26 protein-coding genes are annotated in these 24,459 nt (G+C 67.2%); 13 read left to right on the top strand and 13 right to left on the bottom strand.

Annotated elements, in window-relative coordinates:
- The first annotated feature begins 35 nt into the window (after positions 1 to 35).
- The 5 genes from coaBC to DSM104440_RS04115 are packed head-to-tail and all read left to right on the top strand — an operon-like array spanning position 36 to position 3,489.
- On the top strand, positions 36 to 1,253 hold the full coding sequence (coaBC, locus tag DSM104440_RS04135; RefSeq protein ID WP_343034110.1) for a bifunctional phosphopantothenoylcysteine decarboxylase/phosphopantothenate--cysteine ligase CoaBC: 1,218 nt from the start codon (positions 36 to 38) through the stop codon (positions 1,251 to 1,253).
- 3 nt (positions 1,254 to 1,256) lie between these two features.
- A complete protein-coding gene (gene dut / locus DSM104440_RS04130; protein WP_171160803.1) occupies positions 1,257 to 1,706 on the top strand; it encodes a dUTP diphosphatase in 450 nt (149 codons plus the stop codon).
- Position 1,707: 1 nt separating this feature from the next.
- Positions 1,708 to 2,073, top strand: coding sequence for a sirohydrochlorin chelatase (locus DSM104440_RS04125; protein ID WP_246212091.1), 366 nt, complete (start codon positions 1,708 to 1,710; stop codon positions 2,071 to 2,073).
- Positions 2,074 to 2,119: 46 nt separating this feature from the next.
- Positions 2,120 to 2,710: a winged helix-turn-helix domain-containing protein gene (locus DSM104440_RS04120; RefSeq protein ID WP_171160802.1), complete on the top strand. Its 591-nt coding sequence runs from the start codon at positions 2,120 to 2,122 to the stop codon at positions 2,708 to 2,710.
- A complete protein-coding gene (locus DSM104440_RS04115) occupies positions 2,707 to 3,489 on the top strand; it encodes an SRPBCC family protein (RefSeq protein WP_171160801.1) in 783 nt (260 codons plus the stop codon). Before DSM104440_RS04120 ends, DSM104440_RS04115 begins: the two co-directional genes overlap by 4 nt.
- On the opposite strand, the gene DSM104440_RS04110 is transcribed toward DSM104440_RS04115, so the two are convergent.
- From DSM104440_RS04110 to DSM104440_RS04100, 3 genes are all read right to left on the bottom strand, one after another.
- Positions 3,482 to 4,453, bottom strand: a complete 972-nt coding sequence (locus DSM104440_RS04110; RefSeq protein WP_171160800.1) for a sialic acid TRAP transporter substrate-binding protein SiaP — start codon at positions 4,451 to 4,453, stop codon at positions 3,482 to 3,484. The two genes, DSM104440_RS04115 and DSM104440_RS04110, sit on opposite strands and share 8 nt — an antisense overlap.
- Positions 4,450 to 5,202: a FadR/GntR family transcriptional regulator gene (locus tag DSM104440_RS04105; RefSeq protein WP_171160799.1), complete on the bottom strand. Its 753-nt coding sequence runs from the start codon at positions 5,200 to 5,202 to the stop codon at positions 4,450 to 4,452. Before DSM104440_RS04105 ends, DSM104440_RS04110 begins: the two co-directional genes overlap by 4 nt.
- Positions 5,203 to 5,268: 66 nt before the next feature.
- Complete coding sequence (locus tag DSM104440_RS04100) at positions 5,269 to 5,493, bottom strand: hypothetical protein (protein WP_246212090.1); 225 nt, start codon at positions 5,491 to 5,493, stop codon at positions 5,269 to 5,271.
- 100 nt (positions 5,494 to 5,593) lie between these two features.
- On the opposite strand from DSM104440_RS04100, the gene DSM104440_RS04095 reads away from it, so the two are divergent.
- Positions 5,594 to 6,049 (top strand): DUF192 domain-containing protein, encoded by a 456-nt coding sequence (locus DSM104440_RS04095; RefSeq protein WP_171160797.1) that lies wholly within the window; start codon positions 5,594 to 5,596, stop codon positions 6,047 to 6,049.
- On the opposite strand, the gene DSM104440_RS04090 is transcribed toward DSM104440_RS04095, so the two are convergent.
- Entirely contained in the window at positions 6,046 to 7,347 is a 1,302-nt protein-coding gene (locus DSM104440_RS04090; protein ID WP_171160796.1) for a hypothetical protein, read from the bottom strand. The two genes, DSM104440_RS04095 and DSM104440_RS04090, sit on opposite strands and share 4 nt — an antisense overlap.
- Positions 7,348 to 7,407: 60 nt before the next feature.
- The gene (locus tag DSM104440_RS04085; protein ID WP_171165670.1) at positions 7,408 to 7,857 is read right to left on the bottom strand and encodes a urate hydroxylase PuuD; all 450 of its coding nucleotides are present in this window, start codon (positions 7,855 to 7,857) and stop codon (positions 7,408 to 7,410) included.
- Positions 7,858 to 8,070: 213 nt separating this feature from the next.
- On the opposite strand from DSM104440_RS04085, the gene DSM104440_RS04080 reads away from it, so the two are divergent.
- Positions 8,071 to 9,057 carry a serine/threonine protein kinase gene (locus DSM104440_RS04080; protein ID WP_171160795.1) on the top strand — a complete coding sequence of 329 codons (987 nt, stop codon included), beginning with the start codon at positions 8,071 to 8,073 and terminating at the stop codon, positions 9,055 to 9,057.
- On the opposite strand, the gene gcvA is transcribed toward DSM104440_RS04080, so the two are convergent.
- Together gcvA and DSM104440_RS04070 are read right to left on the bottom strand one after the other, a co-directional pair.
- Positions 9,058 to 10,041, bottom strand: coding sequence for a transcriptional regulator GcvA (gene gcvA / locus DSM104440_RS04075; RefSeq protein WP_171160794.1), 984 nt, complete (start codon positions 10,039 to 10,041; stop codon positions 9,058 to 9,060).
- Positions 10,042 to 10,175: 134 nt separating this feature from the next.
- Complete coding sequence (locus tag DSM104440_RS04070) at positions 10,176 to 10,469, bottom strand: hypothetical protein (protein ID WP_171160793.1); 294 nt, start codon at positions 10,467 to 10,469, stop codon at positions 10,176 to 10,178.
- On the opposite strand from DSM104440_RS04070, the gene DSM104440_RS04065 reads away from it, so the two are divergent.
- Positions 10,458 to 11,264, top strand: a complete 807-nt coding sequence (locus DSM104440_RS04065; protein ID WP_171165667.1) for an alpha/beta fold hydrolase — start codon at positions 10,458 to 10,460, stop codon at positions 11,262 to 11,264. The genes DSM104440_RS04070 and DSM104440_RS04065 overlap by 12 nt on opposite strands.
- A 53-nt stretch (positions 11,265 to 11,317) precedes the next feature.
- Entirely contained in the window at positions 11,318 to 11,461 is a 144-nt protein-coding gene (locus DSM104440_RS04060; protein WP_171160792.1) for a DUF3096 domain-containing protein, read from the top strand.
- Here DSM104440_RS04060 and DSM104440_RS04055 read toward each other — a convergent pair whose 3' ends face one another.
- Positions 11,462 to 12,112, bottom strand: a complete 651-nt coding sequence (locus tag DSM104440_RS04055) for a cation/multidrug efflux pump (protein ID WP_171160791.1) — start codon at positions 12,110 to 12,112, stop codon at positions 11,462 to 11,464. It lies immediately after the preceding gene.
- Between the two features lie 17 nt (positions 12,113 to 12,129).
- On the opposite strand from DSM104440_RS04055, the gene DSM104440_RS04050 reads away from it, so the two are divergent.
- Entirely contained in the window at positions 12,130 to 12,792 is a 663-nt protein-coding gene (locus DSM104440_RS04050; protein ID WP_171160790.1) for a YceH family protein, read from the top strand.
- Positions 12,789 to 13,493 carry an alpha/beta fold hydrolase gene (locus DSM104440_RS04045; RefSeq protein ID WP_171160789.1) on the top strand — a complete coding sequence of 235 codons (705 nt, stop codon included), beginning with the start codon at positions 12,789 to 12,791 and terminating at the stop codon, positions 13,491 to 13,493. Before DSM104440_RS04050 ends, DSM104440_RS04045 begins: the two co-directional genes overlap by 4 nt.
- An 18-nt stretch (positions 13,494 to 13,511) precedes the next feature.
- On the opposite strand, the gene DSM104440_RS04040 is transcribed toward DSM104440_RS04045, so the two are convergent.
- On the bottom strand, positions 13,512 to 13,934 hold the full coding sequence (locus DSM104440_RS04040; RefSeq protein WP_171160788.1) for an MAPEG family protein: 423 nt from the start codon (positions 13,932 to 13,934) through the stop codon (positions 13,512 to 13,514).
- Positions 13,935 to 13,974: 40 nt separating this feature from the next.
- On the opposite strand from DSM104440_RS04040, the gene DSM104440_RS04035 reads away from it, so the two are divergent.
- On the top strand, positions 13,975 to 15,831 hold the full coding sequence (locus tag DSM104440_RS04035) for an ABC transporter ATP-binding protein (protein WP_212758198.1): 1,857 nt from the start codon (positions 13,975 to 13,977) through the stop codon (positions 15,829 to 15,831).
- A 3-nt stretch (positions 15,832 to 15,834) separates the two neighbouring features.
- On the opposite strand, the gene DSM104440_RS04030 is transcribed toward DSM104440_RS04035, so the two are convergent.
- From DSM104440_RS04030 to DSM104440_RS04015, 4 genes are read right to left on the bottom strand one after another with little or no spacing between them, the layout of a single operon-like run.
- On the bottom strand, positions 15,835 to 16,278 hold the full coding sequence (locus DSM104440_RS04030; protein ID WP_171160787.1) for a hypothetical protein: 444 nt from the start codon (positions 16,276 to 16,278) through the stop codon (positions 15,835 to 15,837).
- A gap of 2 nt (positions 16,279 to 16,280) precedes the next feature.
- Positions 16,281 to 16,913: a class I SAM-dependent methyltransferase gene (locus DSM104440_RS04025; RefSeq protein ID WP_171160786.1), complete on the bottom strand. Its 633-nt coding sequence runs from the start codon at positions 16,911 to 16,913 to the stop codon at positions 16,281 to 16,283.
- Entirely contained in the window at positions 16,910 to 20,287 is a 3,378-nt protein-coding gene (locus DSM104440_RS04020; RefSeq protein ID WP_171160785.1) for a UvrD-helicase domain-containing protein, read from the bottom strand. Before DSM104440_RS04020 ends, DSM104440_RS04025 begins: the two co-directional genes overlap by 4 nt.
- Positions 20,284 to 23,040 carry a PD-(D/E)XK nuclease family protein gene (locus tag DSM104440_RS04015; RefSeq protein ID WP_171160784.1) on the bottom strand — a complete coding sequence of 919 codons (2,757 nt, stop codon included), beginning with the start codon at positions 23,038 to 23,040 and terminating at the stop codon, positions 20,284 to 20,286. Before DSM104440_RS04015 ends, DSM104440_RS04020 begins: the two co-directional genes overlap by 4 nt.
- A 66-nt stretch (positions 23,041 to 23,106) precedes the next feature.
- On the opposite strand from DSM104440_RS04015, the gene DSM104440_RS04010 reads away from it, so the two are divergent.
- Positions 23,107 to 24,459, top strand: a complete 1,353-nt coding sequence (locus DSM104440_RS04010; RefSeq protein WP_171160783.1) for a cytochrome ubiquinol oxidase subunit I — start codon at positions 23,107 to 23,109, stop codon at positions 24,457 to 24,459.

The raw sequence follows: 24,459 nt of genomic DNA, 5'->3' as shown, positions 1-24,459 counted from the left end.
CCCGGGAAAGGTAAAATGCCTTTATGGACAAGGTCTTGAAGCGTCGCATCCTGCTCGGGGTCACGGGGGGCATCGCTGCCTACAAGGCGGCTGAGCTCGCGCGGCTTCTGCAGAAGAACAACGTCGAAGTGCAGGTCGCGATGACCGAGGCCGGCACGAAATTCGTGACGCCCGCGACTTTCCAGGCGCTCACCGGCAAGCCCGTCATCACCAATCAATGGGACGCGAGCTTCGCCAACAACATGGCGCACATCGAGCTCTCGCGCGGCGTGGAGGCGATCGTCATCGCGCCCGCCACCGCGGACTTCATGGCCAAGGTCGCCAATGGCCTCGCCGACGACTTGCTCTCCACGGTGTGCATCGCGCGCAATTGCCCGCTGCTCGTCGCACCCGCGATGAATCGCGAGATGTGGGACAACCCCGCCACGCAACGCAACGTCGCCACACTTCGCACCGACGGCATCGCGGTGCTGGGTCCGGCGGCCGGCGACCAGGCGTGCGGCGAAACGGGCATGGGCCGCATGCTCGAGCCCGAAGAACTGCTCCAGTCGATCCTCGCTTTCCTCGCGCCCAAGAGCCTCGCCGGAAAGAAGGTCCTGATCACCGCGGGTCCGACGTTCGAAGCGATCGACACCGTGCGCGGCATCACCAATCTTTCTTCGGGGAGGATGGGCTACGCGCTCGCCGAAGCCGCAGCGTCGCTCGGCGCCGACGTGACGCTCGTGAGTGGCCCGACGTCGCTCAGCGCGCCCCATGGCGCGCACTTCGTCTACGTGACGAGTGCCGCCGAAATGTTCAACGCCGTGAAGTCGCACGTGGCCGGCACCGACCTGTTCTTCGGCGTTGCCGCCGTGGCCGACTACACGCCGGTGCAACCGTCGAACCGCAAGCTCAAGAAGTCCGCCGAGCCGCTCGACCTCAAGCTGAAGCCGACCGAAGACATCCTCGCGTACGTGGCGCAGATTCCGGGCGGCCCGTTCTGCGTAGGGTTTGCCGCTGAAAGCGAGAACCTCGCGGGCTACGCGCAGGCGAAGCGCGCGAAGAAGAAGATCCCGATGATCGTGGCGAACCTCGTGCAGCACACGATCGGCAAGGAAGAGAATGAAGTCACGATCTACGACGACGCCGGCGCGCACACGCTTTCGCGCGCGCCGAAATCGCAGATCGCGCACGGCATCCTTGCGCACGCCATTCGGTTGTTCGAAGCGCGCTCCCCGGGCGCGACCGTCACCCCCATCAAGCAGGCCTCCTAGAACATGAAAAAACTGGACGTCCGGATCCTCGACGAGAGGATCCGCGGGCAACTACCTTCCTATGCGACGAGCGGTTCCGCGGGCCTCGACATTCGCGCGTGCATCGACGCACCGATGACCCTCGCACCTGGCGACTCTGCGCTGATTCCTTCGGGCATGGCCATTCACGTTGCCGATCCCGGCCTCGCCGCCGTGCTCATCCCGCGCTCGGGCCTGGGTCACAAGCACGGCATCGTCCTGGGAAACCTCGTGGGCCTCATCGACTCCGACTACCAGGGCGAGGTGAAGGTGTCGCTCTGGAACCGCGGCAAGACGGAGTTCGTCGTGAATCCGATGGAGCGCATCGCGCAGATGGTCGTCGTGCCCGTGGTGCAGATGGAGCTCAACATCGTCGAGAACTTCGACGAGAGCACGCGCGGCGCCGGCGGCTTCGGTTCCACCGGAAAGCATTGAGTTGCACGGGATCGTCCTCTTCGCTCACGGCGCCCGCGATCCCGAATGGGCGCGTCCGTTCGAGGCGATCCGCGACCGCATCCGCGCGTCGCGCCCCGAGTGCCCGATCGAGCTCGCGTATCTCGAGCTCATGGAGCCCACGCTGGAGAAGGCGATCGCCACGATCGTCGCCAATGGCGCTGCGGCGATCACCGTCTTTCCGCTCTTCATGGCGCAGGGCGGGCACCTGAAGCAGGACCTCCCGAAGATCCTCGACATCCTCCGCGCGCAGCACCCCCGCGTGCCGATCTCGCTCGAGGCGCCCGTGGGCGAAGTCCCGGAATTGCTCGACGCCATTGCGGGCTGGGTCGTCGGCCGGGTCGATTAGAAAAAAGTTCTTGTCAAATGGCCGGGGCCGGGATTAGAGTCCCGCCATGGCCACCGTCCAGGTCGTCCACGACCCCCGCCACGCGGCACTCCTCGCCGCCCCCGTCCGCCAGCGCATCCTCGAAGCGCTGGCCGAGCCCGGGTCGGCTTCCACCATCGCCAAGTCGCTGGGCCTCACGCGCCAGCTCGCCGCGTACCACGTGCGCCAGCTCGAAGCCGGTGGCTATCTCGAGCTCGTGCGCGAAGAGCAGCGCCGCGGGTGCACGGAGCGGATCGTCCGGCGCACGTCGCAGTACCTCATCGCCTCGCACGACGTCTTCGGCCCGGGCATCGACCCGCGCAAGGTGAAGGACAAGTTTTCCAGCGGCTACCTCGTCGCCCTCGCCTCGCGCATGGCCAAGGACGTCGCCGAGGCGCAGGCCGCCGCCGACAACGCCGGCCGCCCGATGGCCACACTCTCGGCGGAAGTCGAAGTGCGCCTGCGCTCGCCGCAGGAGCGCCAGGCCTTCGCCGACGAGCTCCTCGAATCACTCGCCCGCATCGTCGAGAAGTACCACGACGAAAACGCGCCCGACGGCCGCAGCTACCGCGTCGTGCTGGGCGCACATCCCATTCGCAACCCGCGGAGGAAACCATGACCGACAAACCCGTTCGCAAGCTCGAGCTGCAGGTCGACATCGACGCGCCGATCGAGGAAGCCTGGAAGGCGCTCACCGAGGGGCAAGGCATCGCGAACTGGTTCCCGCCGATCGCGAAGGTCGATCGCCCCGGGCTCGGCGGCACCGTCACGCTCGGGTGGAGCGCGGAGATGGCCTACGACACGACCGTCGATTCATGGCAGCCCAACAAGCAGGTGCGCTGGCTGAACAACGACATGATGGGCCCCGGGACGGCGCTCGCCGCGGAGTGGAACCTCGAGACCGTCGGCGGCAAGACGCGCGTGCGCCTCGTGCAATCGGGCTTCGGCGAAAGCGAAGGCTGGGATTCCTTCTTCGAGGGAACCGAAGTCGGCTGGACGTACTTCCTCTACAACCTGCGCCTTTACCTCGAGAAGCATCGCGGGAAGATTCGCCACATGATCTCCGAGCGCCTCGAGGCGACCGCGCCGCGCGACGCAATGTGGAAGCGCGTTGTCGCCGCGGTGGGAAGCACCGACGCGATCAAGGCGGGCGACGACGTGCAGGCAAAGCTAGGCGACAAACCCACGAGAGCCATTGTCGAGCTCGCGGTCGCCAGGCGCGCCCTGGCGCTCCGTTTTCCTGATCTCGGCGACGACGTGCTCTTCATCGAACTCGAAGGCAGCAGCGATACCTTCCACGTCGGCTGGTGGCTCTCGGTCTACGACGCGAAGCGCGCCGCGGAAATGGAAACGCCCGCGAAGCGGGCGTTCCGGCAGGTCCACGAATCGGCTACTTGATCGCCTGCACGCGGTCGTAGAGGTCCTTCGGCCACGGCGCATCGGGCGCGGTCACGGCCTTCTGCACCGCCTGGATGAACGGGCCGCGGTCGACCTTCACCACGTTGATGCCGCGCTTGGTGAAGTCGGTGACGAGCTTGTTCTCGGCCTCGGCGATGTCCTTCGTCGCGCGCGTGGAGGCTTCCCACAACGTGTCGCTGATGATCTTCCGGTCGGCTTCGGCAAGCTTCTTCCACGTGTCGCCCGCGACGATCGTCACCAGCGACTCCGTGATGTGGCCCGTGAGCATGATGTACTTCTGCACCTCGTAGAACTTCTTCGCCTCGATCGTCGGCAGCGGGTTCTCCTGCGCGTCGACCGTGCCGTTCTGGAGCGCGAGGTACACCTCGGCGAATGCGATCGGCGTCGGATTGGCGCCCACCGCGCGCGGGAACATCACGAAGAGCGGCGCATCGGGCACGCGCAGCTTCATCCCCTTCATGTCCTCGGGCTTCTGGACCATCTTGTTCGCGGTGAGGTGGCGCTGGCCGTAGTACGTGTAGCCGACGATCTTGTGGCCGCTCTTGTCCTCGTAGCCCTTGGCCACTTCGCGGAAGACGGGTCCGTCGCGGAACGCCTGCCAGTGATCGAAGCCGCGGAAGATGAACGGGCCCGAAGCGATCGACATCGGCGGGAACGAGCGCCCCGCGAACGCCATGCCCGTGTAGATGATGTCGACGGTGCCCAGTGACAGCGCCTGGTTGATGTCGGTCTCCTTGCCCAGCGTGGACGCGGGGAAGACTTCGATCAGGTAGCGGCCGTTGGTGCGCTTCTTCACTTCCTCCGCGGCCCAGAGGGCCTGCGTGTGATACGGCTCGGCGACTTCGTAGACGTGCGCCCACTTCAACTTCGTTTGCGCGTTCGCATAGGGAGCGGCGAGCGCGACGGCGGCAAGCGCCAATACGGCAAGACTTCGGCGGATCATTTTTTTCTCCTCGGTTCCAGGTTGTCAGACGACTCTTGGCGGAGCTTCAGTCGCTCGCGTCCATTTCCGATGTGGGTGCGCATCGCGGCACGGGCGCCATCGGCGTCCTCGCGGGCGATGGCATTGAAGATGTCCTCATGCTCGCGGTTCACCGAGGCGAGGTAGTCGCGATGGTGAAGCGACGGCAGGTCGGGAAGCTTGAGGTGGGCGCGCGGAATGGCCTTGGTGCCGAGCGAACCCATGAAGCTCGCGAAGTAGCGGTTGCCCGTGGCGGCCGCGATCGTCGAGTGGAAGCGAAAATCCGCCGGCTCCGTGGTCTCGCCCGCGCCCAGCAGGCGCTCGAACTCGTCGAGAGCCGCGCGCATCCTTTCCAGGTGCTCGTCGGTGCGGCGGCGCGCGGCGATGGCGGCGGCTTCGCTCTCGACGCCGATGCGCATCTCCAGCATCGCGAGGAGATCGACCACGGTCGCGATCTCCGCGGCATCCGCGCGCAAGCCTGAATCGCGGCGGTTCATCGTGACGAACGTGCCGATGCCGTGGCGCGTTTCGACGAGGCCTGCGGCCTGCAGTTGGGAGAGCGCTTCGCGCACCACCGTGCGGCTCACGCCGAAGCGGCGGACGACCTGCGCCTCGGTGGGAAGGCGGTCGCCGGGCCTCAGGCGGGCCTGGCGGATCTCGCGGGTGAACTCACCGACGAGCCGTTCGGCGAGGTTGCGGGGGCGCTTGGGGGAAACGAGGCCGGAAGTCATCGACGCACCAGTTGTCTGACGACATGGTACGCCGGAACCCCAGAGGCAGAAAAGGGGTTGTCTGACCTATTTCCGGGCGCAGATCGAGAAGCCGTCGTTCCAGCCCATCTTGTACTGGTCGTCGGCGGTGGCGCGCTTGTCGCGCCCGTAGCTCGAGCCCTTGGCGGTCTCGCACCCATCGATGTAGCCGTCGCGAACAGCCGGCGGATATCCGGCGAGGTTGTAGGCCGGACGAGGCGCCTCGGTACGCCGCTGCGTGGCCTGGACGGGCGTCTCTTCGGGTTGTGCCACAGGAGATGGCGCAACGGTTGCGCACGCCGCGAGCGACAGCGCGAGAAGGAGGGGAGCGTGTCTGCGAATCTTGTAGTTCATGCGTTAGTATCCTTGCCCTATGCGTACCCTGACATTCGACCGCGCCCTCGGCGCACTGGTTCTCGTCCTCGCGGCGAGCTTCGCCCACGCCGATGCGCCCTTGCGCACGATCGGCGTCAAGATCGGCACCCACGCCCTCAAGGTCGAGGTGGTCGACACGGACGAGACGCGCTCGAAGGGTCTCATGTTCCGAAAGACCATGCCCGCCAACGACGGCATGCTCTTCGTGTTCGAGGACGTGGGCTATCACTCCATGTGGATGAAGAACACGTACCTGCCGCTGTCGGTCGCGTTCATCGACGGCGAGGGGAAGATCCTCAACATCCTCGACATGGAACCGCTCATGGAGATCACGTACACGGCGGCCGGTCCGGCGCGCTACGCGATCGAGACCAACAAGGGTTGGTTCGCCGGGAAGAAGATCGAAGCCGGTGCGAAGGTGACGGGGCTGCCCCTTGTGAAGCCGGGCCGCTAGTCAGAACTCACTTCGCGGTGGCGCTGCACCGGTGGCCCACCCTCCGGATACGGCAGCGGACCGGCGTGACCGGTGGTGGAGAGGAAGCGCACCACGTAGTAGTGACTCGCCCCCAGTGACAGGTTCACGATCCCCTCGGAGAGATCGGTGTCCGGCGTGAACACCTCGATGCTCACGGGGCCCGGATCGCGATCGATGACCAGGCCCGCGTTGCCCAGCGCCTGGTTCGTGTAGCTCACGAGCTGCCCATCGACCTTCACCAGGTTGCTGCGCTGAACGTTCTCCACGATCAGCCGAATGCGGGCCTTGCCTGCCGGTACCGGGTAATCGATCGCGGGGAAAAATCCCCATCCGACGTACGCGACCGGATAGGTCCCGAATCCGTCCTGCCGATAGCGAAGCGTGTACGACTGCCCGGCCAGGATCTCCTGCGGATGCGCGCCGTTCGGCAATGACCCGATCTGCTCGAACATGCGCGTGCCCGGCGTAATGTGGAATGACCCGCTCGCCGCGCTCGGTGAAGGGAGGTACGCGATGACATCGCCGTCGACGATGAGTGTTTGCAGCCCGGTTCCGGACATCAGGTCCGAGAGCAGCCGCACGGCGGGGCGCGAATCCTCGAGCGAGCGCACGGCACCCGGCTCGAGAACGATAGGCTGCGGAGTCACGACCTGCGACGACCGCGTGGCACCCAGGAGCGTGAGGCGCTGGCCGGCGCGCAACTCCATCGGAGCGGACTTGAAGAGGATCGTCTTCTTCCCCGCGGCCGCGATGACCATTTCGTACGTGCCTGGCGCGAAACTCGCGCTGAGCGTGCTGAGCGCGCCCAGCGGGGCAGGATTCGAGGGGTTCGCGGCAGCGATGTCGGTACCGGGCAGAACGAAATACACATCAATCCCGAGCGACTCCGGGGAGTGGCCGTAATACTGGACCGCGGTATTCCCCGCGGGCACTTCGGGGCCCGCCGCGATGGACCTGACGTCGAGCGTTCGGTCCGCGCCAAACGAGACCAGGAAGGCCGTGGTCTCGTCGATCGACAGCACGCGCGTGGCGGCAGCACCCGCCTCTGAGCGCAGCGTCACAGTGAGCGGCCCGCTGTCCACTTCAACGACCGGGCTGGCTGCGCGAGGCGCGAGGACATGGCGCACGCCATTCGCCTCGAACTCGATCGTCCCGAGCCCGTGCGTCCCGTTGACGAACTGGATCTTGGTGCGCGATGGCGAGTCGTCGGAAGAGCATCCGCCGATGAAAACGAACGCGGCCGCATAGGCGGCCGCGATCAGGTTCTTATAATTCATTCCGTGGTCACTCCACCCGATCGTATCCGGGTGTTGGACCGCGGCATCGCTGCAGGAGTTCTAGAAGAACGCCCTGCGGAAGATGCCGCCCGAAGCGACCATGAAGAACAGCATCGGGATGGAGAGCATCGTATTCGTGCGCGAAGCGAGGAACGCGACGCGGCGCGCCTTGTTCTTCTCCTCGTCGCTCGCGGGGACGATGCCCAGGATCTTCTTCTGGTTGGGCCAGATCAGCACCCACACGTTGAAGATCATGATGAGGCCGAGCCACGCGCCCACGCCGATCGGGATGTACGCCTTCTCCTTGAAGAGGAGCGCGTCATCGGCCTTGTCGCCAAGGATCATGAAGCCGAAGAGAACCGTAGCCACTGCGGCCCAGCGGAAGAAGAGCAGTGCGCGAGGCGCCACGTGCTTCGTGATGCCCGCGCCCGTGGGCGGCGTGTCGGCGCCAGCGGCCTTGAGTGCGGCGACCTGCACGAAGTTGAAGTAATAGAGCAGGCCGATCCACATGAGACCCGAGCCGATGTGGAGCCAGCGACCGATGTTGAACTGGATGAATTCGCCCACGTCAGCCTCCGATCATCGCGCGCACGAGGTAATAGAGAACCACCGTCAGGACGAGGCCCGAGATCACGGTGCCCCAGAGGGAATCCAGCGGGTTTTTCATGTTGTTCGCTCCTCGCGTTGGGATGCGGCGAATTCTAGCACCGTAGAATCGGGCCCATGCCCAATGATCCGCACCCGTACTCGCAGCTCACGCCCGATGTCGTTCTCAATGCCCTCGACGGCGTGGGGCTATTGTGCGACGGTCGCCTGCTCGCGCTGAACAGCTACGAGAACCGCGTCTACCAGGTGGGCCAGGAGGAAGGCCCGCCGGTGGTCGCGAAGTTCTATCGCCCCGCGCGCTGGAGCGATGCGCAAATCCTCGAGGAGCACGCATTTGCCTCGGAGCTCTCGGAGCGCGAAGTGCCGGTGGTCGCACCGCTCGCGCCGAAGGACAAGACCCTGCACGAGACGGGGCCATTCCGCTTCGCGGTGTTTCCGCGCCGCGGCGGTCGCGCACCGGAGCTCGATCGCCAGGGCGTCCTCGAGTGGCTCGGGCGATACATCGGTCGCATCCATGCGGTCGGCCGCGCGAAGCCCTTCAAGCAGCGCACCACGATCGACATCGCTTCGATGGGAACCGAGCCCCGCGATTGGCTGCTCGCGAGCCGCTTCATTCCGCCGGACCTGCGCGAGGCGTGGAAGAGTGCGGCGAACCTCGCGCTGGAGAACGTCGCGCGCTGCTTCGAGCGCGCGGGCAAGTACGCGACGCTGAGGCTTCACGGCGACTGCCACGCGGGCAATGTCCTCTGGACCGACCAGGGCCCGCACTTCGTCGACCTCGACGACGCGCGCATGGGACCGGCCGTGCAGGACCTGTGGATGCTGGTGTCGGGCGATCGCGAATCGATGTGCGCGCAACTCGGGCACATCCTGCGAGGCTACGAGGACTTCTCGGAGTTCGACGATCGCGAGCTGCACCTCTTCGAGGCCCTGCGCACGCTCAGGCTGATTCACTACTCCGCGTGGCTCGCGCGCCGCTGGGACGACCCGGCATTCCCGATCGCCTTTCCCTTCTTCGACACGCCGCGCTACTGGCAGGACCGCGTGCTGGAGCTGCGCGAGCAGATCGCGGCGATGCAGGAAGCCCCGCTCGTGCCCGCCTGATCAGTCCGTTTCGACGGTGGATGCGGCGAGCAGCCAGCTGCGGAACGCGACGATCTCCGGGCGATCAGCCTCGGACTCGGGCGTGACGAGGTAGTACGCATAACCCGAGGGAATCGGCGCTTCGAACGGCACCACGAGGCGCCCGGCCATCACGTCGGCGCGCACGAGCGGCCACAACGCGAGCGCGACGCCCAGTCCGTCGATCGCGCCTTCGATGGCGAGCGCCGAATCGCTGAAGCGCGGCCCGCGATTCGCGTCGACTCCCTTCACGCCCTCGGTCTGCACCCATTCGCTCCACGCCGGGCGCCCCACGAGGTCGGCCACACCCTCGTCGTGGATCAGCGTCTGGTAGCGAAGGTCCTCGGGCTGGCGCAACGGGCGGCGCCCCTTGAGCAACGCGGGAGAGCACACCGGCACGTACGAGCCCTGGAAGATGCGGTCCACGCGCGAGCCCGGATACCGCCCCGCGCCATAGCGAATGGTGGTGATCACGTCCTCGTCGCGCGGATCGAGGCGCACGGCATCGGCCGCGACCTTTTCATTGTTGCGGTCGATCATCCCGACGCTGGTGGTCACGTGCAGCTCGACCTCGGGATGGGCCGCGGCGAAACCGTGTAGCCGCGGCATCAGCCAGCGGCTCGTGAAAGTCGGGGGCGCTCCCAGGGTCAGCACCCCGGACGCCGTCGGCTTGTGCAGTGCCGCGATGGCCGCGGCAAAGCACTCGAAGCCCTCGCGGACCTTGGGGAGCATCGCCTCCCCGGCCGCGGTCAGGACCAGCGACCGCGGCAGGCGCTTGAAGAGCGCCACGCCCAGGTACTCCTCCAGCGTCCGGACCTGTTGCCCCACGGCAGAGGCGGTGACGTGGATCTCCTCCGAGGCCTTCTGGAAGCTCAGGTGGCGCGCGGCCGCCTCGAACGCCCGGAGCGATCCGAGGGGAGGAATGCGGGCCGGGGGGCGGGTCTGGGGAAAGGGCTTCTTCGGCATGGGGAAAGAAAAGGTCTCTTGTTGCACCGCAACATGGACACTATATTGCACTCGTGGGTTCAGGTTCAAGGCAACGGTGCCGAAATGCCTAACCCATTGAAAGTAATAAAGGAGATAAGTTAGTGAACAACTACTCACGCATCGAACGCCACATCCGCGAAGCTCAGTTGCAGCGCAGCGTAGAAATTGCCGACGCCATCGGCGACGCCCTCGTCTGGATCACCCGCGGCATCCAGGCCTTGGCCGGCCGCCCCGGTCGAACGATCAAGCCGGAAGCCACCGCGCAGCATTGACTCGAACCGCAGGGCCCCGCGGACAAGGGGCCGCGGCACGAGACCTATCTTGGTCTTGGTGTCGCCGGATTTCATCGCCTCCACTACGTCGAGTGGGGGGATGCGCAGGATCCGCGCGTCGTCATCTGTGTCCACGGTTATAGCGGTAATGCCCGGGACTTCGATTACCTCGCCGAAAAGCTGGCTGCGGGACGCCGCGTGGTCTGCGTGGATGTCGCCGGCAGGGGCACCAGCGACTGGCTCCCCGCCCCCCTCTACGGTTTCCCCCAGTTCCTCTCCGACCTGAACGCCCTGCTCGCCCACCTCCGGGTTCGCGAGGTCGACTGGGTCGGCACGTCCATGGGTGGCCTGCTCGGCATGCTCCTGGCCGCCCAGCGTAACTCGCCCGTGCGGCGCCTGGTCATGAACGACGTGGGCGCTTTCCTGCCGACGCCGGCGCTGCAGACCATCGGCCGCAACCTCCTCGGACCCACCTCGTTCCCGACCCTCGCCGCGATCGACGCGCACCTGAAGCGCACGCACAAGGAATGGGGACGCATCCCGCCCGAGCAATGGCGCGCGCTCGTGCGCCACGGCAGCCGCAAGACCGGGAACGAGTACCGCCTCCATTACGATCCGGCGATCGCGCGCCTCGTGCAGCCAATGCCGCTTTCGCCCGGCATCTTTTTCTGGGATGCGTGGCAGAAGGTCACCTGCCCCACGCTGCTGTTGCGCGGCGAGACCTCGCACGTCTTCCCGCGCACGGTCGCCGACACCATGCTCCTTCGCCACGACAATGCCCGCCTCGAGGAAATACCCGGGTGCGGGCACGCGCCCTCGCTCATGCTCCCGGGCCACGTCGATCTCGTTGCGGAATTCCTCGATGCGCCGGCTGCCTCGGCCACGAAACGTGCAGCAATTACAAGGCGAAAACGGGTGGAGAACGGTTGAGCGAAGCGCGAGTCTCATGGTCGCAAGCGCCTCGACAACAGGAGAACAAGACCATGAACCTGCAGCTCGCACCCCTGATTTCGCTCATCGCCGGCATCCTGATCCTCGTGATGCCCAAGCTCCTCAACTACATCGTCGCGGTCTACCTGATCGTGATTGGCGTCATCGGGTTGTTCGGGCCGATTCGCCTGGGCTAGTCAGCGCCAGCCGCCCACCGCCTGCTTCGCCGCCTGGTTGAGCGGCCGGGCGAGCACGCCCGATTGCGAGATGGACACCTGGTAGAGCGCGCCGTCGGCCATCGGCAGGTAGGTCGCACTCCCGTAGAGCGCGTCGATCCACGGCGCCCAGTCGCGCACTTCGCGGGCGAAGGCCCAGAGGTCGAAGCGGTCCGGCGGCACGAGCGAATGCACGGTGCGTTCCTCGCTGCGTTCCTTCGCGATGTCGGCGTAGCGCCCGCCGAGCCTTTCGATCCGGTACACCGTGTCGAAACCCAGCACGTTCGCGAGGCCGCGCCACTTGAGCACGCGCGCATCGACCTGCCACTCGTCGCCCTTCAGCTCGAAGTCCTGCATCGCGCCGTTCGGGTAGGTGAGCTTCGCGCGGAAATGCCGTTCGCCCAACCGCTGGAACTGCACTTCGAGCACGTTCTGCTCGTGCGTGAGGCGCTGGTAGGTGAACAGGCTCGCGCCGACGAAGAAGACCGCGACCGCGGCCATCACGAAGAACCCGCTGAGCACCAGGTGCACGCCCATCTTGACGATGCGCACGCGGTGGAATGCCTGGACCGCGAAGCCGAGGAAAAGAAGGCTCGCCAGGGCACATGCAACGATGAGGCCGGTGAGGACCATGAGATGATTATGCCCCCATGAATGCACTGCCCGCGCTCTCCCTCCTCGAAACCCGCGTCCTCGGCGTGCTGGTCGAGAAGGAACACACCGTTCCCGACAGCTACCCGCTCACGCTCAACGCACTGCTCTCCGGCTGCAACCAGAAGACGAGCCGCGATCCGGTGATCGAGGCGCAGGAATCCGAAGTGCAGTCCGCGATCGACCACCTGAAGACGCTTTCGCTCGTGGTGGAGTCGAGCGGGGGGCGCGTGATGCGTTACGCGCAAAACGTGCGCCGCGTCCTGAACCTGCCCTCGCAATCGGTGGCGCTGCTCGCGATCCTCTTCCTGCGCGGTCCGCAAACGGCCGGCGAGCTGAGGATCAACAGCGATCGCCTGCACAAGTTTGTAGATATTTCCTCGGTGGAGGCCTTCCTCGAGGAACTTGCGGAACGCCCCGCCGGTGCGCTCGTGCGCGTGCTCCCCAAGCTGCCCGGTGCGCGCGAAGCGCGCTGGGTTCACTTGATCTCGGGCGAACCCACGGCCGCGATGATGGACCCGAATGCCGCGCCCGCTCCCGATGCGGTCACCGTAAGCGAGCTCGCCGCGCTCCGGGCGAACGTCGATCACCTCCAGGCCGAAATGGCCTCCCTGCGCGAAACCGTCGACAAACTCTGCAAGGAACTGGGAACCACTCCATGAGCAAACCTACGTTGCTGCTGATTCCCGGCCTGCTGAACGACGAACGCCTCTGGCAGTCGCAGATCGCGGACCTCAAGCATCACGCGACCTGCGTCGTCGGCGACATCACCACCGCCGACAGCATCGCGGGCATGGCCAAGGCCGTCCTCGCGAAGGTGCCCACCGGTCACATCGCCGTGGCGGGCCTCTCGATGGGCGGCTACGTCGCGCTCGAGATCGCGCGCCAGGTCCCCAACCGCGTGGTCGGCATGGCCCTCCTCAACACGAATGCACGGCCCGACTCCGACCAGGCGACCGAAGATCGCAAGCGGATGATGAAGATGGCCGAGACCGATTTCGATCGCGTCGTGAATGGGCTCCTGCCGAAGATGTTCACGGCCGAGCACCAGCGCGATGCCGCGCTCACCACGCTGTTCAAGTCGATGGCCACCAAGGTCGGGAAGGACGCCTACATCCGCCAGCAGACGGCGAACATCGGACGCATCGACAGCCGGCCTCATCTCGCCGCGATCAAGTGCCCCACGCTCGTGATCGCCGGCCGCGACGATGCGCTGATGCCGCTTGCCGTGCTGCAGGAACTCGCCAACGGAATCAAGGATGCGCGCTTCGTGGTCGCGGACAAGTGCGGCCACCTCTCCGCGATCGAGCAGCCACGGCTCGTGGCGCTCAACCTCGTGCACTGGATCTCCTCGCTGAAATAAAGGGGACTGTCCCCTTTTTCAGGCGGGCAGCGTCACGAAGAATGCGACCCAGAGCACCATCACCACGGTGAGCGCCGTGGCGAAGACATAGAAGCGGTGCCGCACCTTGTTGTAGGTGCAGTGGATGTAGCTGTGCGCGAAGCGAAGCGCGACGAACAGCCAGGCACCCGCGACCAGCCAGCCCGGGGTGTGCTTCGTGGCCAGCGCGATCGCGACGAGCGCGAAGAACAGGACCGGAACTTCGAACAGGTTGCGGAAGTTGTCGGCGGCCCGCACATCCTGGTACTTCGCCGCGGCCATGACTGACGTCGCGACTTCGTGGGGACGGATGCGATGGGCGACCATCTCGCCGATGCGCGAGCGGAACATCCGCAGCCCGACGACGAACACGAGCAACACCATCGCGAGGCACGCTGCCACCAACTGAGTACTAGCCGTCATCGCGCTTCCTTCCAGAGAATGGTGGCGCGTAGGATACCCCGTGCCGCAAAACCCGCCCCAACCTCCCCAGAGCTTCCGCGAGCGCCTCGGCGCCCTGCGCAACCTGCCGCCGTTCCTGAAGCTCGTCTGGGAAACGAGCCCGGGCATCGCGTCGGCGCAGGTCGGCATGCGATTGGTCCGCGCGCTTCTTCCCGTGGCCGCGTTGTACGTGGGCGCGCAGATCATCGACGAAGTCGTGCGGCTCACGAACGTCGCGCCGCCCGGCAATTCGCCCGGCGCCTGGTTCGCGAGCGGCCTCGTCGACCGCCTCGTGTTGCTGCTCGCGATCGAATTCGCACTCGCCGTCGCCTCGGACCTGCTCGGCCGCGGAATCTCGCTGCTCGATTCGCTGCTCTCCGAACGGCTCAGCACGACGACCAGCGTTCGCCTCATGGAACACGCCGCGACACTCGACCTCGAGGACTTCGAGGACAGCGAGTTCCAGGATCGCCTCGAGCGCGCCCGCACGCAGGCGGCCGGGCGCACGGGACTCACGAGCCAGCTCTTCGGCCAGGCGCAGGACATCGTGACGATCGCAAGCTTCGCCGCGGGGCTCATCGCGTACGCGCCCTGGCTGATGGCGCTGCTCGCGGTCGCGCTCATTCCCGCGTTCCTGGGCGAGATCTATTTCAACGCGCAGTCGTACTGGCTCAACTTCAATCGCGCCCCCGAGCGGCGCGAGCTCGACTACGTGCGGCAGGTGGCGGCGAGCGCGGAGACCGCGAAGGAAGTGAAGATCTTCGGGCTGCACGCGTTCCTGGTCGCGCGCTACCGCGAGCTCGCGACGAGCTTCTTCCGCGCCAACCGGAAGATCGCCGTGCGCCGCGCTTCGTGGGGCAGCGTGCTCACCGCGATTTCCACCATCGCCTACTACTTCGCCTACGCGTACATCGTCTGGCGCACGTTGCACGGCGACTTCACGATCGGCACGCTCACGTTCCTCTCGGGGTCCTTCCTCCGCCTGCGGGGCCTGCTCGAGCAATTCCTCGTCGGCTTCTCCACCGTGGCCGGCCAGGCGATGTACCTCGACGACCTGTTCTCCTTCTTCGAGATCAAGCCCGAGATCGCGTCACCGGCGAATCCGCGTCCCTTCCCGGTTCCGATCGCGGAGGGATTCACCTTCGAGGACGTGGGCTTCCGTTATCCGGGCGCCGAGCGCTGGGCCGTCCGCAACCTTTCGCTGCGGCTGCGCGCGGGTGAAGTGCTCGCTCTCGTCGGCGAGAACGGCGCGGGCAAGACCACGTTGGTGAAGCTCCTCGCGCGCCTCTACGACCCGGACGAGGGGCGCATCCTGCTCGACGGCCACGACCTGCGCGAGTACGACCTCTTCGAGCTCCGGCGCAACATCGGCGTGATCTTCCAGGACTTCGTGCGCTTTCATTTGAGCGCGGCCGACAACATCGCGGTGGGTCTCATCGAAGCGCGCGACGACATGGCGCGCATCGAGCGCGCGGCGCGGCAGAGCCTCGCGGACGAAGTCGTCGCGAAGCTGCCCGAGGGCTACAAGCAGTTGATCGGCCGGCGCTTCAAGACGGGCGTGGACCTCTCCGGCGGCGAGTGGCAGAAGATCGCGATCGCACGTGCGTACATGCGCGACGCGCAGGTGCTGATCCTCGACGAGCCCACCGCCGCGCTCGATGCGCGCGCGGAGTTCGAAGTGTTCCAGCGCTTCAAGGAGCTCACCACGAGCAAGACCGCGGTGCTGATCTCGCATCGCTTCTCCAGCGTGCGCATGGCCGATCGCATCGCCGTGCTCGGCGACGGGCGCATCGAAGCGGTCGGTACCCATGAGGAATTGATGCAGCAGGGCGGGCGTTACAAGGAGCTCTTCGAGCTGCAGGCCGCGGGGTATCGCTGACGGCTAGGGCTTGCCTGCGGTTTCCATCCGGCTGCCGTGGCGATGCTCGTCCTCCAGCCATCGCTTCAGGAGCGATCGCACCTGGTACTGCGGCACCACGATGATGAGCGCGAACGCGGCCAGGCACACGGTCCAGTGGAAAGCACCGAAGACGTACCAGGCGATGACGACGGCAAGGGCTAGCAGCACGCCCACCGGATACCACGCGGACAAATGGACCTCCGCGTCCACGTGTGCACCCGAGACCACGAACGCGCCCCGGACAATCTTCAGGCGACCCCGCGTCGCGATCGGCAGGTAGATCGCGCCGAAATCGACGCGCCCGCGCCCGGCGACAACGCCTTCGACGCCGAGCACTTCGAGTTCATGAGTCATCGCCGCGACATAGCCGGCCGCCGTCTGGCCCGCGGGCATCGGCAAGCGTTCGCGAACCGTGAGCAGCCCCATCGTCAGGGCGCGGCAACCGCCCGCCAGACGCTCGCCAGCCAAGGCTGTTGCTCGGGGGGCAATCCCGGAGGCCGGTAGTAGTGCTCCAGCTCGGCGAACGCCGCAGCTTCGAGGAACGCGCGCCATGTGTCGAGGTCGTGATAGCTGCCGTAGCGGCCGCGGTTCCAGCCTTCCTCGTTCTGGCCGCGGGGATTCGAGGCGAAGAGCACGCCCCCGGGCTTGAGCGCGGCGTGCAATTCGCGAAGCACGCGCGGCAGCTCTTGCCGCGGCACGTGGAAGAGCGACGCGTTGGCGAAGATCCCGTCGAAGCGAGCCGCGGGCAGCTGCAGCGCGAGGAAATCCTGTTCCCGGACTTCGCAGCCACTGTGCTCGCGCGCCATCGCGGCCAGTGCCGGCGAACCCTCGAGCCCGATCGCCTCGTGACCGAGGCCGCGAAAGGCCGCCAGGTCGCGTCCCGGGCCGCATCCAAAATCGAGGACAACGAATGGCGGCGTGCCCTGGATGTGGCGAAGCAGCGCCTCGATGTTCTGCTTCACGTCGTGGTCGCGCGTCCCGTTCCAGAACTCGACGGCGCGTTCGTTGTAGTGCTCCAGCGTCTTCGCGCTGATGAGCGATAGATCTTCGGGCAAGGTCACGCCGTCCACTCCCGCCATCCCTTCACCAACGGGAAGTACAGGCCCATGCTGCCGGCCGCGCCGTCGAACGCGGGCGCGTAACGCGCCATCTGCTCCGAATAGCGCGTGCGCTCGCTGTCGAGGAAGGCTTCGAGCTCGCCGCCTTCGTGCGACGAGGTCTTGTAATCGACGATCCAGCGCCGATCGCCCTCGGTGAAGATGCGATCGATCACCAGCAGCCGCACGCCGTCGGGGCCTGCGACGCGGATGCGGTACTCGCAGCGGGCGTCGGCGTACGGAGCGAGGACCCAGCGTCCGCGAGGATCGGAGATCGCGCCCTGCAGGGAATCGATCACTCGCGAAGTCGCGCGCGGCAGGTCCTCCGGCGCAACGCCGCGCGATGCGAGTTCTCGCGTCACGCGCTGCGCGAGCGCCGCGATCCGCGACGCGTCCCAGGACGCGAGGCCCTCGACCGCGATGCGCTGCAGCCACCGGTGCGTGAGCGTGCCCACGTGGCGCGCATCGTCCTTCACCCAGATGAAGGCGATCGACGACGACGTGTCCTCCGGCGAGGGCGGAGGCTCCCAGGCGGGCTCGGGAACTTCCATCGCGAGCCGCGTGGGATCGAGCCTGCGCAGGTCCGTGCGGATCGTGTCCTTGGGCTTCTTCTCGCCCGCGCCGGCGAGGAACTGCGGGATCGCGTCGCAAAAGGCCGGCTCCGCAACCGACCACGCCTTGCCGAGGAGCGTCGTGCTGGGCGGACGGCGGATCGTTCCATCCTCCGTCTTCAGCCGTGCGTAGCCCATGAGGTGCAGCCGCTTCGCGGCGCGCGTCGCAGCCACGTAGAGCACGCGCTCGAGCTCGTGCTGCTCGGCGGCTTTCGAAAGCCCGCGCAGGTAGTCGTAGGCCGGTTCTCCTTCCATCCGCGTGGGCCGCACCGGCGCCATGAGGATCGTGCCGTCGGCACGCGATTTCCACGCGAAGAGCGGCCGGTCCGAAATCCGCGGCGCGCGATGCAGGCCCGGCACGATCACCGTGTCGAACTCCAGGCCCTTCGCCTTGTGGATCGTCATCACCTGGACGCGCGCTTCCTCGCCGGTGTCGGGCGCGGCGTAGAGGCGCTGCAGCTTCTCGGCAAGGACCGCCACGTCCGGCAACTCGCCCGCACGCTGCAGCCGATCGAGCTGGTCGAAATAGGTCTCCGCGTCCTCGAGATCGGATTCGGAGAACGCGCACGCGGGGCCCCCCAGGGCGAGCCACGCGGATTCCACGCGCTCGCGCAGCGTGCCGCGCAGGCGCTGTTCGATGAACGGCGCAAGCGTGTCGCGCACGCGGGCGATGCGCGCGCGGCCATCTGCGGACACACCCTCGAGCTTCGACGGATCCGCCATCAGCTCCCACAGCGTCTCGCGCGCGCCTTCGCTCGACAGCAGCGGCCCGGTCAGCGCGAGCAGGTCGGCGAGCGTGAGCGCGCACCACGGCGCGCGCAGCACGCCGAGCCAGGCCACGCGATCGGCCGGATGCGAAAGCGCGCGCGTGACCGCGAGAAGATCCTGGATGACCTGGCGCCCCTCGAGTTGTTCGATCTCCACGGCCCGGAAGCGGATGTTCGCCTTGCGCATCGCCGGCACGATGCTGTCGAGGTTCGAGCGGTTGCGCACGAGGATCGCGATCGTCTGTGACGCGTCCGCCACGAGCGCGGCCTTCACCACTTCGACGACGCGCACCGCCTCGCGCTCCTGCGCGAGCGCCATGTCGGTCCCGAGGAAGGGATGCCATTGCACCGCCGGTCCCGGTTCCAGCGGATGCTTCGCACTCGAATCGGAGTACGGCACCGCGCCCTCGTCCGGATCTTCCTCGCGCGGGAGGATCGCGCGGAAGCTCTTGTTGACCCACTCGACCACGCCGGCCTGGGAACGGAAGTTGGTCGCGAGTCGCAGGTCCGCGAGGGCTACCTGCGGCAACCCCTGGCTGCGGGCGCGCAGGAACAGCGACACGTCGGCCTCGCGGAACCGGTAGATCGACTGCATCGGATCGCCCACGAGGAACACCGTGCGCCCGTCGTCGGGCTGCCAACCGGAGGTGAGCCGCGTGAGAAGCTCCCACTGCCCGTGCGACGTGTCCTGGAATTCGTCCACGAGCAAGTGCTGGAGCTTCACGTCGAGGGCGAGGAGGAGGTTCGTGGGTTCGTCCTCCGTGCCGAGCGCCTGGACCGCGGCCTGCGCGATGCCGGTGAAGTCGATCTCGCCGCGTTCGGCGAACACGACCTGCAGCTCCGCGGCCGCGCGCGGGAGCATCTCGACGACCGAGCCCAACGCGGCCCATTGCTCCTCGCTGAACGCGGACGGCGGCATGGTTCGCAGCGCGTGCAAGGGTTCGATGAAGCCGTCCATGGCGGCGAAGGCTTCGAGGAGCTCGATCATCCGCTCCTTGAATCTCGCCTGCGGCCCCTTGCCCGCCGGGAAGCCCTGCGAGACGTTCACCGTCTTGCGGACGTTGACCTCCTGGCCCTTGGGCGAGGTCAGCAGGAGGTTCGCGATCTCCATCCACGCCCCGGCGCCCGTCTCGTCGAGGGGCGGATAGCCTGCGAGCTTGTCGAGCTTCGCGAGCGGGGCGTGCGGCTTTTCGATCGCGATGTTGCTCGCCGCAAAGCGCACGAGCTCGCAGAAATCCCTTTCGATTGCGGGCGGCAGGATGCGGCGCGCGCGCTGCATGACCCGCGAGCGTTCGCTGCGCATCGCCTCCTCCAGCGCCGCGCGCGTCGCGCCGCCGGCCTTCACGCCCGCGACGCGGCGCAGCCACTGGTCGCGCCGCGAAAGCATGTTCTCGAGCAGGAAGCTCGCCATCTCCCAATCGCCGTCGAGGTGGGCGACCACGCGCGCGACGTCCGCATCGCCTTCGTTCACGCGTGCCAGCGTGCGCTGCGCCGCTTCGCGATAGAGGTCGCGCGCATCCTCGACGATCGCGGGCGGCGCGCCCAGGCCCGAGAGCACGGGCATCTGCCGCGCAAGCGAGGCGCAGAGCGAATCGATCGTCTGGATGCGAAGGCGCGCGGCGTTGTCCAGCAGTCCCCATCGTTTCTCCGCATCGCGCGCGAGCACGTCGCGGGCGAGCAGCCAGGTCAGCGCCTTGTTCTCGTCCTCCGGCTTCTCGCCATCGCGGGCCGCGGCGAATGCCTCGAGCACGCGCCGCCGCATTTCCGCCGCGGCCTTGCGCGTGAACGTGATCGCGAGCACCTCCTCGGGCTTCGACACCGTCGCGAGCAGCCGCAGGAAGCGTTGGATGAGCAGGCCCGTCTTGCCCGACCCGGCGGGGGCCTGGACGATGATCGAGCGGCGCGGGTCGAGCGCGGCTTCGCGCTCGGCGGCATCGACGATGTCGATGGCCTCGCTCATTCAGCTTTCTCCTCGCCGGCATCGTCGAGCTCGTCGCCCTCGTCGAGCGGGCTCAGGCGCTCGTGAACGCGGCAGAGCGTCTTCAGGTCGCAGCGCCGGCACGTCGTGAGCAGTTCCTTGGGATCGACCGTCGCCTGGCCGGCGGCGAAATCGGCACCGAGGCGATCGACGACGACGCGCCATTTCTGCAGCATCGCGTCCCAGGATCCGCCCTGCACCTCGGTCGGCGTCTTCACCTTCGGCAGGATGTTCTCGTCGCGCGAGACGCCGACGAAACGAAGGTCGCCGGTCTTGAGGCTCGCGAAGGCCACCGCGTGCAGCCGCTCGCGATCGGCCGCCAGCGCGTACAGCGGCATCTGCGCGTTGTCGGGACGCTCGCCGTTCCAGTCCGCCGCGGACACGCGTCCCGTCTTGTAGTCGATGACGGCGAGGCCGCCGCCGGCCAACTCGTCGACGCGATCGATGCGTCCGTCGATCTCGACGCCGCCCGCGTGGAGCTTCCATTTTTCCTCGCGCTGGTGGACACGAAACGGCGCGCGCGTCTTCTCGATCGCGAGCCATTCCCGCGCGAGGGCCGCGATCCGTTCGCGCTCGAGGTCCGCGAATCGGCCGTCGAGCCGCCCGGGCCGATCCTCCTGCACTTTGCGGACCGCGTGCGCCGCGGCTTCGTCGATGTGCTTCGCGAGCGCCGCGTCATCCATCGACACGAGCGTGGCGGAATCCTTCACCGCCTCCCACAGCTTGCCCATCATCTCGTGCAACAGCGTTCCCCGTTCCATCGGCGCGAGGCCCGATGCCGGCGCTTCCAGCTCGCGCGCGCCCAGGCGGTAGTGCGCGAACGCGCGGAAGGGGCAGGCCGCCTGGTCGACGAGGATGTTGGTGCCGCCTTTCGCGAACGGTGTCGGCAACGCGGGGCCGATGTCGTCCTGCGTCTTCGACATCGCGTCCTTTCGCTTCGCGAGGATCTGGCGCCGCAGCTCGATGAACTTCGGAATGGCGAGCGCCTCGAGGTCGTCGGACTTCGTCACGTCCGCGACGAGCGGGCTGGCGACGAGTTCGCGATCGCCGTCGGCGCGCGCGCTGCTGAAGACCACTTCGGGTGCGGCAACTCTCCACCCCGTCGTGATGCGCCGGTCGAACTCGAGTGCCTCCTCGGGGCTTGCCTGCGGAATGCCGGCGCGGCGCTGCAGCGCGGGCGCGATCAGCGGATGCGCGCGCGACGCGATGGGCCAGGCGTCCTCGGTGAGGCCGCTCACCCAGAGGTGGTCGAACGTGAGGCCCGCGGATTCGAGAATGCCCAGCACCTGGACGGGCGCCTGTCCGGACCGGGGCTGGAACACGGTCTCGCGGCACAGGCGCACGAGTCGCGCCCGCGCTTCGCGACCGCTCCAGTGCGTGGCGATGGAACCGAGCGCGGCGAACTCGGCGAGCGACTCGCGCCACCGCTCGAGCGCCTGGTATTCGACCGAGTCGAGCGAACGCTCGCCCGGAAACCCCGCCGCCCGAAGGATTTCATTGAATCGCCGCGCCCAGGTGTGCGCGCTGGCGGGCGCGTTGTCCTGGGACTTCTCGATCACGCGCTCGAGCAGTTCGATGAACCCGCGGCATGGCGGGGCGCCGCGCTTCACGCCCTCGGGAGCGACGCGGCGCAGGTGCACCGCGTTGAGCGCTCCGGGCGCAATCCTGCGAAGCGCGGCGTCGAGCCGCGCGCGTCCGGCCACTTCCGCTTCCGCGTCCGCGAGGAAGGGCGAGCGTATGAGGCGGCTCGCCCGGTCGTAGGCGACCGCCTGCGTGGCGATCTCGAGCAGCGTGAGCGCCGCATCGACGAGCGGGTACTCGGTGAGCGGCTCGCCGAGCGAAAGGTTGAAATAAGGGGCGCCCGAGCGAGAAGCCAGCGAGCCGTTGGGCGCGAACGTGCGCGCGAAGATCCGCACCACTTCGCGGCGGCGCGCGGAGAGCTCGGGCACGACGACCGCGATCCGCGGCGCACGCGCGGGATCCGCCGCCTCGAGGCGCGCGCGAGCCCAGCGTGCCGCCTGCTCGATTTCCTCGCGCGGCGTCTCGATCACCACGCGCCGCAGGGTCGCCTCGTGCCTCGCGGGTTGGCAGAGGAACACTTGCGTGCCCATTCCCGCGCAAGTCGACAGCAGGTCCGCCTGCTGCGGCTTGATGACATCGAAGGCATAGAGCGCGATGGCCGCCGGCGGCGCGATCATCTTTTCCGCCCAGTACCTGGCGACCGAAGCGGGAAGCCGTGCCGAATCGATGACGTTTTCCCGATCCGTGCGCCGCGCGTAGTGCGTCGCCCACTCCGCGAACGCTTCGGCGTCCTCGCTCGATTGCTCGGAGCGCAGCGCGCCCTGGATGCGCCAGTCGTGCGCAAGTGCCCAGGCCTCCGAGGCCAGCGCAGCCGCTGCCGGCAGCGAGAGCAGGCCATCCTTCCACCGGCTCTGGCCGATCGCCTCTTCCCAGAGGATGCGCGCGGCCGCCTCCGACAGCAGCGAGGGCACGTCCGCACCCCGGGCCGAGTACAGCGCTTCCTCGTGGCAACGCGCAAGAAAATGGTCGAACGCGAGGATGTCCGCGGCGTCCCAGTGCGCGCGTCCCGCCGCGAGGTGGCGGCGATCGACCTCGGCCTCGAGCGACTGCGCGAGACGCCGGTTCGGCGTGAGCACCGTGACCGCACGTTCGCCGCCCTGCTCCAGGCGTTCGAGCAGTTCGTCGCGATCGATTTCGGGGAAGGGGTTCGACATGGGCCTCCATGATAGTGGCGCGGGCGTAGAATGGGTCCATCAGGGACTCCAAAAAAGAACGCGCCCATGGAAGAAGCCCTCGTCCTCGCCCGTGCCCAGTTCGGGCTGAACATCGCGTTCCACATTCTCTTTCCCACGCTCACGATCGCGCTCGCGTGGTTCCTGCTCGGCTTCCGCATCCAGTACCAGCGCACGCGCGACCCCGCGCTGCTGCTCACCTACAAGCTCTGGACGAAAGTCTTCGCGCTCACCTTCGCGATGGGCGTGGTCACGGGAATCGTGATGTCGTTCCAGTTCGGCACGAACTGGCCGGGCTTCATGAAACACGTCGGCGCGATCGCCGGTCCGCTGCTCGGCTACGAAGTGCTCACCGCGTTCTTCCTCGAAGCGACGTTCCTGGGCGTGATGCTCTTCGGCATGAACCGCGTGCCCGATTGGCTGCACATCACCGCGACCGCGCTGGTGGCGCTGGGCACCTCGCTTTCGGCCTTCTGGATCCTCGCGCTCAACTCCTGGATGCAGACACCGACGGGCCACATCTTCGCCGACGGGCAGTGGATCGCGGGAAGCTGGATCGACGTGATCTTCAATCCGTCGTTCCCGTACCGCTTCTTCCACATGATGCTGGCCTCGGGGCTCACGGCGAGCTTCGTGATCGCCGGTCTCTCTTCCTGGCGGCTGCTCAAGGCGCCCAAGGACACGAGCGCGAGAAAGACGCTGCGCGCGGGCATCGTGGTGGCCGCGATCCTCGCGCCCATCCAGGCGTTCGTCGGTGATCAGCATGGGCTCAATACCCTCAAGCACCAGCCCGCAAAGGTCGCGGCCATGGAAGCGCTCTGGCATACCGAGAAAGGCGCGCCGCTCGTGCTCTTCGCCATCCCCAACCAGAAGACGCGCACCAACGACTACGCGATCGAACTTCCCTACGGCGCGGCCCTCATCCTCACCCATGACAAGCACGGCGAACTGAAGGGCCTCAACGAATTCGGCGACGACATCCCGCCCGTCGCTCCGGTGTTCTTCGCTTTCCGCGCGATGGTGGGCCTGGGCGTGCTGATGCTGGCACTCGCCTGGTTCGGCGTCTGGATGTCGCGCCGCGAGCGCGTGGTGCCGCGATGGCTGCTCTGGACCTTCGCGGGATTCACCTTCTCCGGATGGATCGCCACGCTCTGCGGCTGGATCGTCACCGAGATGGGCCGCCAGCCGTGGCTCGTGCAGGGCATCCTGCGCACCTCGCAGGCCGTCGGTGAAATCACCGGCGCACAGCTCGGCGCGTCGATCACGCTCTACGTCCTCACCTACATCGGCATGTTCATCGCGTACATGATCGTGCTGACCCACCTCGCCGGCGAAGGCGCGGGCAACCTGCCTCCCGACCCGGTCGCCGCCGCCATGCCGGTAGCGCGCGCCGCGGAGTGA

It is taken from the genome of Usitatibacter palustris, from assembly GCF_013003985.1.
Lineage (GTDB): Bacteria > Pseudomonadota > Gammaproteobacteria > Burkholderiales > Usitatibacteraceae > Usitatibacter > Usitatibacter palustris.
This window is presented reverse-complemented; position numbering and strand designations above follow the sequence as displayed.

What these genes read in the sequence shown, in the direction of transcription:
- DSM104440_RS04115 (WP_171160801.1), top strand. Translation starts at nt 2,707, where the DNA reads ATGACCGACAAACCCGTTCGCAAGCTCGAGCTGCAGGTCGACATCGAC.
- DSM104440_RS04045 (WP_171160789.1), top strand. Translation starts at nt 12,789, where the DNA reads ATGAGCAAACCTACGTTGCTGCTGATTCCCGGCCTGCTGAACGACGAA.
- DSM104440_RS04120 (WP_171160802.1), top strand. Translation starts at nt 2,120, where the DNA reads ATGGCCACCGTCCAGGTCGTCCACGACCCCCGCCACGCGGCACTCCTC.
- DSM104440_RS04050 (WP_171160790.1), top strand. Translation starts at nt 12,130, where the DNA reads ATGAATGCACTGCCCGCGCTCTCCCTCCTCGAAACCCGCGTCCTCGGC.
- DSM104440_RS04080 (WP_171160795.1), top strand. Translation starts at nt 8,071, where the DNA reads ATGCCCAATGATCCGCACCCGTACTCGCAGCTCACGCCCGATGTCGTT.
- DSM104440_RS04015 (WP_171160784.1), bottom strand. Translation starts at nt 23,040, where the DNA reads ATGTCGAACCCCTTCCCCGAAATCGATCGCGACGAACTGCTCGAACGC.
- DSM104440_RS04055 (WP_171160791.1), bottom strand. Translation starts at nt 12,112, where the DNA reads ATGGTCCTCACCGGCCTCATCGTTGCATGTGCCCTGGCGAGCCTTCTT.
- gcvA (WP_171160794.1), bottom strand. Translation starts at nt 10,041, where the DNA reads ATGCCGAAGAAGCCCTTTCCCCAGACCCGCCCCCCGGCCCGCATTCCT.
- DSM104440_RS04060 (WP_171160792.1), top strand. Translation starts at nt 11,318, where the DNA reads ATGAACCTGCAGCTCGCACCCCTGATTTCGCTCATCGCCGGCATCCTG.
- DSM104440_RS04010 (WP_171160783.1), top strand. Translation starts at nt 23,107, where the DNA reads ATGGAAGAAGCCCTCGTCCTCGCCCGTGCCCAGTTCGGGCTGAACATC.
- DSM104440_RS04110 (WP_171160800.1), bottom strand. Translation starts at nt 4,453, where the DNA reads ATGATCCGCCGAAGTCTTGCCGTATTGGCGCTTGCCGCCGTCGCGCTC.
- DSM104440_RS04020 (WP_171160785.1), bottom strand. Translation starts at nt 20,287, where the DNA reads ATGAGCGAGGCCATCGACATCGTCGATGCCGCCGAGCGCGAAGCCGCG.
- dut (WP_171160803.1), top strand. Translation starts at nt 1,257, where the DNA reads ATGAAAAAACTGGACGTCCGGATCCTCGACGAGAGGATCCGCGGGCAA.
- DSM104440_RS04085 (WP_171165670.1), bottom strand. Translation starts at nt 7,857, where the DNA reads ATGTGGATCGGCCTGCTCTATTACTTCAACTTCGTGCAGGTCGCCGCA.
- DSM104440_RS04030 (WP_171160787.1), bottom strand. Translation starts at nt 16,278, where the DNA reads ATGGGGCTGCTCACGGTTCGCGAACGCTTGCCGATGCCCGCGGGCCAG.
- DSM104440_RS04090 (WP_171160796.1), bottom strand. Translation starts at nt 7,347, where the DNA reads ATGAATTATAAGAACCTGATCGCGGCCGCCTATGCGGCCGCGTTCGTT.
- DSM104440_RS04040 (WP_171160788.1), bottom strand. Translation starts at nt 13,934, where the DNA reads ATGACGGCTAGTACTCAGTTGGTGGCAGCGTGCCTCGCGATGGTGTTG.
- DSM104440_RS04105 (WP_171160799.1), bottom strand. Translation starts at nt 5,202, where the DNA reads ATGACTTCCGGCCTCGTTTCCCCCAAGCGCCCCCGCAACCTCGCCGAA.
- DSM104440_RS04095 (WP_171160797.1), top strand. Translation starts at nt 5,594, where the DNA reads ATGCGTACCCTGACATTCGACCGCGCCCTCGGCGCACTGGTTCTCGTC.